General features: G+C 37.3%; 11 protein-coding genes. 5 read left to right on the top strand and 6 right to left on the bottom strand.

Going from position 1 to position 14179, the window contains the following annotated elements:
• The 5 genes from DXD25_RS14110 to DXD25_RS14090 form a co-directional block, all read right to left on the bottom strand.
• On the bottom strand, positions 1–1479 hold the full coding sequence (locus DXD25_RS14110) for a TolC family protein (protein WP_228119457.1): 1479 nt from the start codon (positions 1477–1479) through the stop codon (positions 1–3).
• Between the two features lie 64 nt (positions 1480–1543).
• Complete coding sequence (locus DXD25_RS14105; RefSeq protein WP_147327924.1) at positions 1544–3271, bottom strand: hypothetical protein; 1728 nt, start codon at positions 3269–3271, stop codon at positions 1544–1546.
• Positions 3272–3298: 27 nt separating this feature from the next.
• Complete coding sequence (locus DXD25_RS14100) at positions 3299–5224, bottom strand: hypothetical protein (RefSeq protein WP_117664058.1); 1926 nt, start codon at positions 5222–5224, stop codon at positions 3299–3301.
• 41 nt (positions 5225–5265) lie between these two features.
• The gene (locus tag DXD25_RS14095) at positions 5266–6312 is read right to left on the bottom strand and encodes a hypothetical protein (protein WP_117664057.1); all 1047 of its coding nucleotides are present in this window, start codon (positions 6310–6312) and stop codon (positions 5266–5268) included.
• Positions 6313–6321: 9 nt separating this feature from the next.
• A complete protein-coding gene (locus DXD25_RS14090; protein ID WP_117664056.1) occupies positions 6322–7449 on the bottom strand; it encodes a hypothetical protein in 1128 nt (375 codons plus the stop codon).
• Between the two features lie 1837 nt (positions 7450–9286).
• Here DXD25_RS14090 and DXD25_RS14085 point away from each other — a divergent pair.
• From DXD25_RS14085 to DXD25_RS14065, 5 genes are all read left to right on the top strand, one after another.
• Positions 9287–10987 (top strand): lipopolysaccharide assembly protein LapB, encoded by a 1701-nt coding sequence (locus DXD25_RS14085; protein WP_117664055.1) that lies wholly within the window; start codon positions 9287–9289, stop codon positions 10985–10987.
• Between the two features lie 173 nt (positions 10988–11160).
• Complete coding sequence (locus tag DXD25_RS14080) at positions 11161–11520, top strand: hypothetical protein (protein WP_117664054.1); 360 nt, start codon at positions 11161–11163, stop codon at positions 11518–11520.
• 13 nt (positions 11521–11533) lie between these two features.
• Positions 11534–12097 (top strand): hypothetical protein, encoded by a 564-nt coding sequence (locus tag DXD25_RS14075; protein WP_147327923.1) that lies wholly within the window; start codon positions 11534–11536, stop codon positions 12095–12097.
• Positions 12097–12378 carry a hypothetical protein gene (locus DXD25_RS14070; RefSeq protein WP_117664052.1) on the top strand — a complete coding sequence of 94 codons (282 nt, stop codon included), beginning with the start codon at positions 12097–12099 and terminating at the stop codon, positions 12376–12378. Before DXD25_RS14075 ends, DXD25_RS14070 begins: the two co-directional genes overlap by 1 nt.
• Positions 12379–12470: 92 nt before the next feature.
• Positions 12471–13625 (top strand): 6-bladed beta-propeller, encoded by a 1155-nt coding sequence (locus DXD25_RS14065; protein ID WP_117664051.1) that lies wholly within the window; start codon positions 12471–12473, stop codon positions 13623–13625.
• A gap of 326 nt (positions 13626–13951) precedes the next feature.
• Here DXD25_RS14065 and DXD25_RS14060 read toward each other — a convergent pair.
• Positions 13952–14179 (bottom strand): DUF3874 domain-containing protein (locus DXD25_RS14060; RefSeq protein ID WP_187360492.1); only part of this gene is annotated, 228 nt, incomplete at its 5' end.

The following is a 14179-nucleotide window of genomic DNA, read 5'->3' as shown; positions in this document are numbered from 1 at the left end:
TTATTTTCCGTTTGTTTGAACCAATTTATCAAAATCAACCGTTAAGTCTTGATGCTTATCCCAGTCGTACAGGGTGTATTTACGCAATGTATAATAATAAGACCAATACGTCTGAAGTTGGCTAATATATTGCGACTTGGCGGTCTCTAGTTCTTGGATGGCAGTATTGAGTTCCGTAACGGATATATTGCCCGTCTCGAATCTCTTTTTGGTAATCTCATATCTCTCGTTGGATATTTCCTGCGCACGCATCGAAGTGCGGCATTGCTCGGATTGGAAACTGAATTGCAAGATGTCTCGCTTTATCTTTTGCACATAATCTTGGTCAGCCTGTTCCTTCTTGGTCTTGGCAAGTTCCAGGTTAGACTTCGCCACCATCACCTTTCCCTTTTGCACGCCCCAGTCGAAGATAGGCAAGGTAACGGTCAAGCCGATGATTTCATTGTCTTGCAGATGACTGTAAGCCGCGGCGAAACCATCCGCCGTGCGATTGAAGCCCACCTCGGCATTCAGCCTCATCTGGATGCCCTTGACAGATTTTGCCTGCGCCAGGTTTTGCTGCGCCGTCAACACGGAGATTTCCTGGGTTAAAGAATGCGAAGAATTATCCCACGCCTTTCGCAACACCTCGTCTGCATTCAGCACCATATCGGCAACATTGGCAGGAGGAATGAGTTTCGCATCCTCGTAATCCGTCACACGAAGATAGGAAAAGAGGTCGAACAAGCTATCGTCCATTTTTATCTTTGAGTTGTTCACCTCCACCTTCGTGTTCAGCTTCGACAATTCCAGTTGCAGCAGGTCGCTCTTGGTAATGGTGCCTAAGTTAAGACGCTTCTCCGAAATCTTATACAGGGCCTCCAAATCAGAATATTTGCTCACATTTTGACTATAGTTTGACTGGGACGATATGGCTTGGAAATAGAGCGTCGCCACCTGTATGGCAATGTCCTCCATTTTTTCCAAATACACCTTCTTGGCTTTCTCAAACTCCTTGGGTTCCGTTTTCTTGCGCCATTTCAATTCGTTGTACGACCTCAGCGGCTGTGAATAAGACAGGCGCAAAGGCAAGGTATTGTACGTGGTCATCTTATAGTCGAACTGGTCGAGTCGATACAAATAAGACTTCAACGACAAGGTACCCCCCAAGGAAGCTATTTGCTGCTCCACCGACAAGGTCAGCGAATTGGTGAGGGAATTATTATCCACATAGTTGATTCTACCATCCTCGGAGTTTCTTGCCTCCACCCTGGAGTGGTCGAAGTTCATGAGACCTCCCGTCAGACTCACCGAAGGCAGCAGTTCTGCCCGAAACGACTTATAAGCCCAATAGCTAGACAAAAAGCTGAAGCGAGCCAACTGAGCATCATAGGAATTCTGTTGAGCGATAAGGATAGCATCGTTCAAGGAAATTACTTTTTGTGCTCTTGCCGTCAAGCCAACACATAGTAACAACAGCAATATGATTATTTTCCTCATTCTCGTCATTGTTTAGTTTTACGATTATAGATTTGGTTACAAAAGTACTATTTTATATTGACACTCACAAACTTTTCAGACATTTTTTTGCATTTTTTTTCATATCACTCACAGCTTGCGATGACACCTTTTCCTGAAAGTCCAATATTTTCTTAGCAATCACCCTCGCATCCGCTTGCCGATTCAGCTGCTGATACAAGCACATCTTTTGGTAGAGCGGATAAATACGATTCGGCATTTGAACGAATGCTTTATCATAACAAATCTCAGCTTCCCGATATTGTCCTAAATCCCGATGGTTATTGCCCATCAACACCCAAAACATAGGGTCATTGCTCACCAAGAGACCTCTGCGAAGCATCGCATTGCTATCCATCCAATGTTTGTTGACCCGCAACAAATGCGCATAATCAAACAAGAAGTACTTGTCGTCTTCACATAATGGGAGCAAGCGATTATAATCCTGCAAAAAAGTTTCATGAGTCATCCTTGCCATTGTCTTATAAGACCTATGGGCCTGCAAATGTCGGTTCGCTAAGTGGTAGCACAATCCCATCACGCCACACAACGGCAAGCAGAGCAAAGCTATCTTCCTCCCCGAAAAAGCAACACCCAAGCTAGACCTCTCGGCAGCCTTCGCCATCAATACGACCATAACCATCTGGTAAGGGAACAATTGAAAAGAATAAGAGAACAAGGAGAAGACCACCAATGCGACAGCCCCTCCCAACAACACAACTGAGATCTTTCGCAAACGCCACATCGTCACTCCCACAGTCATTAGGCAGAATATCACACCTATCCACCCTTGCTCCACACCGACTTGCAATATGTCACAGAATGCATAGTCAATAACATCGGCATTCATAGCATACGAGACAATATTGTCTTTTGAGGAAAAGAAAGTTTGCAACACCTTGCCATATTCGCCAGCAAAGCTCCCCAGTCCTGTCCCTAGCCATCCATTATCCGTCAACATGCCCAAAGAAAGCCTCCAGATGAACGTTCTGCCAAGAGCCGAACCTTGTTTCAAGAAAAACAAGTATGCCCCTATTCCGATTGCCATAAACGTCAAATATACACAGTACTTTCTTATCAAGCCTCTATATTGCCAGCACAACACTACCGCTACAGCCACGATGGCGCTCCTGCTCCGAATCAACGCCAGCATGACCATCCCCACAAAAAGAACAAAGAGATTTCCCTTTATCATGATGGATTTTTTCCATCCACCGAACTGTTGCTCTTTCCTCAGCCAAACGATAGCCATCGCCACTCCAATGGCGATAAAAGCTGTATAAGGTCCTGAATTGAAAAAAATTCCTTTTATTGCAACGGAAGCACTATTATAGCCACCTCCACAAAATTGCCACACCCCCAATAAAAGCTCATATCCACACACCAAAAACAGTGCACTTTCTATAGCTACTGTTCTAACCGCAAAGCCAATGAATAAAAGCCTCAGCATCAGATACAATACGAACAAAGATGTATAGGTAACAACCTGCCGAGCGCAAGGAACCTCCGATGGCATATAGCCTCGCACTAGCACATACTGCCACCAACAAAACACCAGCAAATCCACAAAATCCAATCGCCAAAGCAAATGTTTACCTCTGCACAAGCCATAAATACAAAAGAATGCGCATAACACACTTCCTATGGCACTACCATACAGCAAGGGTTCAGACCATAACGGAGTCACTGTCTGAACCGTAGGGAGCAGACATAGCAGCAATGGCAAAAATCCTATTCCCTTTCTGATATCGTTATCGGAGCTAAAAAGTTTCACTTATCTGTTTTATTGATACTTATCTGTTTATTTTATATCGTAACTAAACACCTGCTTCCCATTTTCATAGAAAAACACCTGTTCTTCCTTGCCTTGTGTCAAGTCTCGAAGCCAAAACAAGGCATTCTTGGGACCACGGAAAGCCACTGTCTTGCCTGTAGCTACAGTCTTACCCAATGATACCCATCCTTTGTCACCAGCATAATATAAGAGTTCGTATGTATCGCCAGCCCACACGAAATTTCCATCTGTTCGAGGATAGAAATCTACACACCGAATGGAAGACGGAGTATCCAGCTCATAGGTTAAACTTTTATGCTGCCCACTATAAAAGGTTGTCAACATATCATGGTCTGTTACATTCTCTGGTTTATAAGTAGAATCCACTGGTGTAAGCAATTTCAAGACTATAGGCTTCCTACATAAGGAATCCTCATAAATATCCAAATCAGCCAATTCCATTGGCGCTTTTTTAGGAGCATTATAACGCAGATAGCGAAAACAACGCCTATCAGAAACTCGTATCTTCAGATTGCTATAATCCAAAGTATCTCGAAATTCATACAACTTTTTTGCCTGTACAAAACTTTCATCCACGCTTGCCTCTATGCTCGATCCTATGATAGGACGCCAAAGCCTCTCAGCAAACAATTTGCCTAAAGGCATCTTCCTAGACAATACCATATCGACATAACTTCCAGAAATCGGTTTTAAAATTCTGCACTTTCTATTTCCTGAATAAAAAACAAATGGATACCCCACAGGAATACATTTGCCATTAGCAGCATCATAACATATAGGCTGATAAATAAAATTTGGTTCGATATTATCAAACCGCACCTTCTTACCTTCACATACTCCTACATCAATTGGAGTCCAGCCTTGAGGTGAGAATATTCCGAGATAGACTCGCTCCTCTTGCATGTTCAAAGGAATCTCCACATGGTTTTTACCGAAATAATTATCTGTGACATCATGTCGGAAGAAATTTCTCATTTCTAAAGGTATTTCAGAGACATCTCCAAACTTCCTTACTTGATCTTCTTGCAATCCAAAACAGCTTCTATACACTTTACCTTTCTTACGCCCATCAGAATGAGGAAGCTTGCGTGTAGGCACAAGGTCATCAAATCCGAATTGTATATAACGACCAGTAGTATCTCTTAACGCAAGCCATTGGTGTGAAGTATGATTTGCGTACATAAATGCATCAATAGCCACAGGAATGCCACAAGAGCGCATAGCATACAGCCCGATGTCGCAACTCTCACGGCAAGTACCAAACTTGGTTGAGAACAAGAAAGTCGCCTCAAAATGTGGAGCTGAGAAATGTGAGTAATATTCAATTCTTTGTTGGGAAATATGCTCATTGATTATGCGGCAAGCCTCTACAACATCACTACCACGGTAAAGAGAATCGAGCAAAGAGCCATAATATGCCTTATATAATGACCTCCAGTTTGTTAATGGTTCGTTAGCGATACGATAAGGCAACAACAATTCACAGAAATCCTCAAAACTTAAATGTTTATTCCAAGGATACCTTTTCCAATCATCAAAAGCCTTATCTATGTTGTCTATTAAATAGTCTGCCTTGATAACCTGAGCATCATATACCTTTGGCAATGACTCAAATGGGTAATAACGCCATTGACTTCCTCCAATCTCGCTCATATCACCCACTTTCGGATTCTTGTAGGCTGTTGCTAGTATATTCTTCAAGGAGTCTAACGGAGCACCCTCGTAACTATACCAATGGGGCATATTGCGAATCAGGAACTTAGCAGCCTCTAGTTTTTGGGAATCATCTTTATAATGTTCCAACACTTTCTCCAATTCCCCACGGTTCTTTCCAGCAAATTCCAAGGCAGACTCTAGGCGTTGTTCGCCAGAGTCCACCACAGAACATGCTGTCAAGAACAGCAGGAAGAGAGCTAATAGGGTTTGTTTCATTTCAAATCATAAATACTATATCCGTTATTTAACAGAATATTCTAATAATTGAATTTTAGCAAATTTTCTTTGGCATCCAATGGATTCCAAGAATAAAAACAATGTCCGTTAGGATTTATCTTACACCGTAGAACATCTGTTTTTGGAACTATGTGCTTGTATGGGATTAAATTTAGAGAATATATTTCAATCTCAAATTTAGGACTATACAACTTATAGTTAGATGCCTTTGAGATAAAACCAGGCTCATACCCCATATACTGAGCCAGAATATTACTGTCATTCATATCAACAAACGAGTAGTATATTCTTTTGGAACCAGACAAATCGATTTTGTCCTTTACAGCTTTGATCTCAGAAATTTTAATTTCTCCAAAGTTGTCAACACCACCCACAGCTATTGCATTTATAAACCTAAAACCGATACAAATCTTATTTTTTTTGTAAGCAAAATGATAATCTGCAAAATTTCGGTGTTCTGCATCCAGCCCCAAGCTATCAAGCATATTATAAACAAATACAGATTTTTCCTTCTTTTCGTTATACGTCTGCAAATCACGATCCAAAGTATTAAAAATGAGGATGGAGTCATTTACTCTATACACTTCTTGTAAAGGTCCGACAAAAGGGAGTTTCAGAGACTTGCTGGCAATAAAGATTGCCTTTTGAGAAGTTACTTTATACTTCAAAATTTTGTATTTAGCCTGATCTATTATTTCCAAAGTATCTCCATTCGGATTTTGCACCATATCCATAGCCATGGTTTCGTTTTTTCCATGTCCCTTTATCGCAAAACCATAAAGATATTTGTTTGTCACCTTGTCGTAAACAGAAAGTTGTTTTTGATGAGCCTCCACATCATTTTGAACCACATAGTATTTGTCCATTAACACCAAATCAAGTTGTTTGGATGCATTATCAATGTAAGTTACAGAAGGTTTTATCTCAACCTTCTGTTGAAACTTCGCAATATTAGATTCCTTATCTCTAGATTTGTCACAAGAAATTAACATGCAACAATTCATAAAAATAAATATAAGATAAGCAAATACTACTTTTTGACTTTTATTTAATGTATTATTCTTCATAAAAAAAACTTACTTTTCATTTATAGCCAATTTAAACTTATATCTCATATAATAGAACTTATCATTTTCTTGCCTTGGCAAAAGAGAAATTCCATAAAAATAGCCATTGTAATATCCTAAATATTTAAACATTGATGGCATTTTAAATTCACCGACAAGATTATCTTTAGAATATATTTGCATAACTGTTTCCCCTGTAAGCATATTCAGCATTACGGTTCTTACCAAATATCCATTATCAAATTTTAATCCAGAATTTATGCTTAATTTTGCAACATCTTCCTTAAAAACAGAATGATCTTTAACCAACCGTTCTGGATAATCACGCTTGGCACCCTGCGCCTCAAAACCAATCGTATATAACAACTTGTCAGGGTATTTATAAACATACACCAGTGAATCAACGGAATGATTTACATACAAAGTATCACCAATTTTATCATATTGGAAAAACTCCAACACATTAGACGGTTTCCCCTTAAAGATATCAGGAAAATTACCAAAGACCTTTGTCACCTTAAAATTATTAGAATTAACTTCAGCAAAAATATGTCCCTCCTCATACCGTTTCTTGGTAATATTGGTTAAATTTCTATCTATTATTGACACAGGAAGCATCAAGGTCGAATCATTTACCTTAGAGATATTCATACCGAATTCTGTCATATACATTAGGTTGTACAGAGCAGGTGAGTCAAAATCCTGCTTTTTATCATTCCAACCAAAGTCTAATTTTGATATTTTATCTATTTGCCCTTTTCTGTCATCATAAATATAGAAGCCTAAAGAACTGTCCATTGCATAATACTTATCTGAACCATTGATAGGATAAGCATACATCAAAGACGAAAATTCGTTTCTTCCATTTCCTTTATCAAAATTATGCCCAAGTTCTTTACAATTATTTAAATTAAAATGAAACAAAGTACACAAAGTCATATCGGCAAAAGTCAAGACAGAATCTTTCATATAGAAATTTCCGTTACCGCTTAAACTATCGGCTACTATTTTCAATGAGTCCATACAAACTAAATGGCATTTGTCTCTTAAATTTTCCCCTAAATGAATTTTCTCAGTTTCTTGACCACAAGAAGCCATTAAAAAAGAGAATAACATAACAACAATATATTTCTTCATATCTTCTATTTTTTAGGATTCTCTACGTATGGATAGAGAATCAGAACAAAATCAGTTATCTACAATTTCCATCGTGATTAGCACATGGATCTCCGCCACAATATCCACCATCAGCATTAACTGAGCAAACATTAGGAGAAAACCAATGGATCTTACAATAGCATTTAACAATCTCCCCCACCATTCTCTCCGCCCGACAAAGCCTCTATATTATCCAAAAAGACTTGGTCGCTAATAGTAGAATTTCTACTCATATAATACATGCTCAATATAACAAGCACAACACCAGTACAAAAAGTACCTACAATTTTAATTTCTTTCATGAGTAACATATTAAAAGATTAATAGCAAATGTTTATAATAATGGGCACAAAAATACACTTTTTTTCGAAAAAAACACGCTATTATGCGTTAAAAAAACATAAAGTCAACTATTTGTCCACTTTCCGCATAAAGCGATTTCTATCGAATTTTCCGGATTAGGCGAACTTTCGGATTGTGATTCAAATGAACCTGGAAGACGCGTTCCAAGTCTTGTCCTAACGGTTACCTCAGTTCTTTAAGTTTTTCACCAAAGGTTGCTGCAATGTGGGTTAAGGTGGATAACCAATCTCCTTTCACAGAATGTGGATTGTCCTGAAAATAAGAGAGTTAAGTATGAAAGGAAAAATCTCTTTATTTTGAGATGGTAATTGATGGCTAAGCTTAAATGTGGCGATGTGGATAGTGAATAGTGGGTGTCTTGATAATGAATAGTGGGTGTCTTGATAATGAATAGTAAGTGTCTTTGCTATGAATGTTGGGATGAAGCATAGTAACCAGAAGGATGATGGATAGGTATTGGCAGGCGAAAAGGGGCGATTTATCGGATGGATGACTAAGCTCGTCTATATGGATGACTCGGGTCATCTATATGGCTCACTCCGGTCATCTATATGGATGACCTGGGTCATCCGATACAAAGAAGCCTTTACTATTCCTTTTGTGACAGTTGCTTTCTCCCTTAGACTAAGTTGCCTTCTCCTTATATTAATAGTCCTTTCTGCTGATTATTATTGTTGTTTCAGAGAATTCTCCTTTCACACTTAAGTAATTGATTATATGCACATTCTAATAATTGTGAAAGGAGAATAAAATTTTAATTGCTGCTTTTGAGAAGCTATTTCTGAAGGTGAATTTATGTTGAATCGGCTCATAATATTTATTATATATTTTTTGGGGGACAAGTTTCACAAGTTCAAAAGTTAAAGAAGTTATCGCTCACTGAGGAGTTAAGACAAATGCAACATCTGACACGCTTCTGCATAAGCAATTGATATACAAAGATAGCCCCCCAGGGCATGAGTAGTTACAGTTACGATAAATATATTTAATTTTTCTTAATTTTTTCGTATTGTATTTTCTTTTTCCATATATTTGCATAAAATTTAGTATATATCGAAGATGAAAAAGAAACCAATTCTATTAACACTATTTCTACTTTTTTTGACGGCATGTTCCGTAGTGGATTCCGACGAGCAACGCTTAGAATCCGCCCTGGAGTTTACCGGCAAGAATCGTTATGAATTAGAGAATGTCTTAAATCATTACAAGAATGATACCTGAGCCCACTTTAAAAAGGGGCATATTTGAAGCACGACTTCCTAACAGCATTGAGGGAGCCGTGAATATATCTAACTGAGGATTTGGATCTGTCTTTTTAAACATTGTCATTCTTTTAATTGATGGTGTAAAGATACGAAAAATATTCCAGATAACGGCATAAATCAGAGATTATTTTCGTGAAATATAAACATTTTAAACAGGCCTTACTTTTTAAAGTGGGCTCATTGATAGAATGAAAAGAATATTGTTATCAAATAAAAACTGTATAAATCTGCTTTTGGGGTTGATAGTATTATTATTTGTTGCATGTACTTCAAACGAGAAGCAACGGTTGCAGCAAATAGAGAACGTGTTGGAGGAATCCCCCGACACAGCTTGGGCTATGTTGAGTCAAGATGGAAATCGTCTTTCTAAATACTCCAAATCAGACAGAATGAAATATTTATTGCTTCGAACAAAAGCAATGAATAAACTCTTTTATGCCATGGATACCATCAATTATATGAATGATGTACTAGAATATTATGCATTTTATGGCAATACTGGAGAAAAGACCTGGGCTAACTATTTAATGGGCTGTGTATATCGTGATAAGGGAAATAGTCCCAAGGCTTTGCTATATTATAATGAAGCTGTCGCAAAAATAGATACAACAAAGAGCGACTGCAACTTCTCCCTATTGTCTAAAGTTTATGGACAAATGGCGGATATCTATAGATTGCAACGTTATCCACAATTGGAATCGAAGATACTTGATAAGAAGGCATTAGTTGCATTGATGGCAAATGATACATTAGGATATGTTCGTGCACAAGAACGTAAAATAAGCGTTTTCTATCAACTAGGGAAAATGGATTCGGTTTATCAAATTGCAACGCTGGCTTATCGATACTACAAAAAGATAGGTAAGGATGATTATGCAGCTGCAACTTTAATACCGCTGACAGAAATCTACTTAAAGAGGAAGGACTATGTAAAAGCCAAGCGAACACTTGATGAATATCTTGCAAAGTCCAAACTATTGGATAAAAAAGGAGAACCTTTATATCCTGGAACAGAATATTTCTATAATTATCTTGGTTGGTATTATATAGACGTAGGACAATTGGATTCTGCTTTATATTGCTATCGCAAATTGTTGAACTACCCTTCTGATATTGAAAATTTAGAAGCTGGATACAAGGGTTTAATGTCTATATATAGTCATAAAGGTATGGTAGACTCAGTGGTGAAGTATGTACGTTTGTATGCAGATGCAAATGACACCGTAAACTTCCGGCTATCAGCAAAAGAAGTAGGTAAGGTACAGGCTTTGTTCGATTATTCTGAAAGTCAAAAAGAAGCTGCGAGAAAAGCAGAAGAAGCGAAAAATGTTTGGAAAGCCTTATTCATATCTCTCTTAATGATAGTGATATTACTTTTGGTAATAAGAAAAATGAAGGCAAGAAATCAAAAAATACAAACTCAATATGATCATACCAAGAAAGAATTAGTATCAACTAAAAAGGAGAGCAAGCTTAAAGATTCTAAAATAGTAAATCTGAATGGGATATTGAGTATCTATAAAACGAATGCGAATGAAGAAAAATGGAAAAAAGAAAATATATTTATGGAATCAAAGATTATTCTAGCATTCCAAGCATACGCTAATACAGGTAAACAACCAACTGTTAGTGAATGGAAAGACCTGCAGAAATTAGTTGAAGCAAGTTTGCCTGCTTTTTGGCAAAAATTATCTTCATTTGAAGACATTTTAGATGATGAGTTTAGAATTTGTCTACTGACAAGACTTTCTTTCATGCCCTCTCAGATAGCTAATCTCCTGGGGACTTCAAAGCAGAGTATTACAAATAAACGCAAGAAACTAGTTCAAATGTTATTTAAATCTGATAATATAAAGAAGTTCGATGCATTGATTAAGGAGATGGAATGAAGTATGTACTAAATATACTTTTAGCTCTAACATGCAGATTTAATGCGTGTTACAAACAACAAGCCCAACACTTTCTGAAAGATAATGTACTAAATGTACTGCTGATATTTGGAAGTTAAGCTTTTTCGTCCTATTTTTGCAGACATAAAACAACAATAAAAAATAGAAATGAAATGAAAAGATTTTTAATAATGATTTATGCGTGTCTGCTTTTTAACGGAAATGTTTTAGCTGGCACAAAAGTTAGAGTGGAAATGCAACCCAACTCTTTTGAAAACCCTACTAAGCCTGGTATTCCATGGGAGCGAGAAATGCCCTGGTCGCCAGAAGTCTTTTTAGAGGATAATCTCCTGTCTTTTGAGTCTAGCAGCGCACCTATTATGATATATGCATACAGAGGTGACAAAATCGTTTACAGCCTGACAGCTCCAGAAGGGAGCACAAATGCGGCTTTTCCTAGTACCTTAAAAGGTGACTTTATCTTGTATATGATTTATGGCGATACTGTGTATCGTGGAGAAATCAATCTTTAAAGGAATCGGAAAAATGAAGAATCCAAAGTTGACCATAATAGGCTTAATGATGTGCTCGTTCTTCTCAGGATGTAAGTCTGAGAAAGAACAAGTGAGAGACAATATAGAACAAATGAAATCTCGACCAATAGAATTGTGCCTTGACAAAATGGAATGCCGACGTAATCCTCTAAGTAAATTAGGGAAGGAATTCACGATGGTTGTATATGTGGATTCTGCTGTTTGCAGTCCTTGTGCTTTGGGGAAACTACGTTTTTGGAATCCTTTGATTTCTGAAGCAAAGAAAGAACGAATAGATATAGACTATGTATTTATCTTGTCTCCTAAAAAAGAGGAATTAGAAGACGTGAACATGGAATTGGATATTACCGATTTGCAATCTTCTGTCTATTTAGATACAGAAAATATATTTCAAAGAAGTAATGTGACTATACCAAAAGGTCAACAATATCATTCATTTCTTTTAGACAAAGAATTCAATGTTATTTTGATAGGTAGTCCTATTGAAAAAGAGAAAATTAAATGTATTTATAAAAGAATAATAAGTGGAAAATGTAAAACTAAAATCGTAATGTAATGAAAAAGAAACATTTTATTTTTATAGCTTGCCTCCTTGCAGGCTGTGTTGGAGGTATTTATGGTGGAATGACCAAGTCCGCATCTAACGAAAGTTCTTTGACAATGGAGAATGTTGAGGCACTTACAGACAATGAAGATGGTGTTGTTATCCTTTGCAATAAAGGATATGATGGAAGATGTTTTAGAAAGGGGTATAATCTGAAAATGTGCCAAGAGTATATGTATTATGCATGTGAGTACACTGGTTATACTAACGATTACTGCAAGAATCCATGTTAAAAGTATAAAAGTTTGAAAATGTAGTTTGGCATTGCTTAGAAAATTCACAAATCTAAGCAATGCCGGAATTATGAATTTAAATATTGATTTCTATGATGCGTATTCAAAAGTATTTAATCGTATTTGTTGTTATATTATCATTTGTTTCTTGCAAAGGGACAGATGAAGAAAGTTGTTCTATTATAGATTTTGATGAGGCTCAAGTGATGACAGAGCAGGAACTGTTCTCGAAAGTTGAGATTATTTCATTGCAGAACAAAGATGATTTTATTTTATCAAATGTATCCCAGATTATTGTGGAAGAACCATACATTTTAATAAAGGATTCAAAAAATGTAATATATGTATATACTGATAAAGGAAATTTAGTTTCTAGTTCTTCTAGAAAAATTGGTAATGGTTTGGGAGAGTATTCTATAGTAACAGCTTTTGGATTTAATAGTAATACTAATCATGTTGAGATTTTAACCCCTCAAAATTTGCTATGCTATGATACGCATTTCAATTTTGTGAAAAAAATACCGCTTCCTACAGAATGGTCTAAATCAGGTAAAGGAATGCTTTTCTTTGGACAAATTTACAATTTGTCTTCTGAGCAGCATATATTAGTTCCAACAAGTATCAGCAAAGACAGTAACAAAATGTTCATTTTTGATTCTTCAAAAGCGAAAATCAAGGAGGAACTTGATTGTAGCGAAGGGTTTGTTGCTGGCATAAATATGCAAGAGCAGTGCTTTTTCGATTTTTCAGACCATCTTCTCGGAATAGTTCCGCCATTTGTTTCTGAATATTTGTACACTTTTGATAAAGCAAAAAATGTTTTTTCTAAAGCTTACAAAATAAAATTTGGAAAAAATGGATTACAGGCCTCTGATGTAGATAATTTAGGTAAAAACGAGGAAAGGTTACATAATTGGTTAATGAGCACGGAAAAGGAATTTCCAATCACGACATTAGAAACAGAGAAATATATTTCCTTTTTGATGAAGAAGGGGAGTAATATGAAAAAGTGGTTTATGCTGTTTTACGATAAGTCTTCTGGAAAAATTGGACGAATTAATTGTTTTTCTAACAAAGAGATAGTTTTTCCTATTGCAAAAAATGCAGATAAGACAAGTTTGTATGCAGTTGTAGAGAAAAACAGATTGCAGAGAATCATCTCCCATTTGAAAAATAACAATGTGAACATTTCTTATAAAGAAACAGACAATAGTGACTATTATATTTTAAAATATTTATATAAGTAATTAATAATACTTACGAGATGTCAAAACGTCTCTGAGAGGTCGTCATGATAGTCCTGACGGGTGGTAAAGCGGATCCTTTCTCTTATTGCCTCACTACGGCACAATATTGCCCTTTACCAGGGCAATATCTTGCCATTGCCAGGCACAAAACGATACGTCGGGAGATAGAAAAACCTTACTCTCCATTTTACCCTTCACCCTTCACCTTTTCGCCTGAAACCCCGATAAACACTAGGGTTGCGAGAGGTGAAGGGGTGGCTCAACCCTTCACCACCCTTCACCCACCCTTCACCTTTTCGAGAAAAACGGCTCCAGGAGAATACTTCTCAGGCAGATAGAGCAAGGAGCTGATAGGCCTGTCCGTGTTTGGTATGCTTGCTCTTGCATCCCATAAACTTGAGGGTTTGACCTATTTTCACCTTGGTACTCATATTTCCTACCAGCATAGGATATTGCAGATGAAGCACATCGAAAACCTCGGAACTCACCATCCATTTACCCTCCTCTTCCTCTGCCGGCATTCGGAAACAGTAGCTGATCATGGTCTCCAGATC

The sequence above is a fragment of the Prevotella sp. TF12-30 genome (genome assembly GCF_003436715.1).
In the GTDB taxonomy this organism is placed as follows: domain Bacteria; phylum Bacteroidota; class Bacteroidia; order Bacteroidales; family Bacteroidaceae; genus Prevotella; species Prevotella copri_A.
This window is presented reverse-complemented; position numbering and strand designations above follow the sequence as displayed.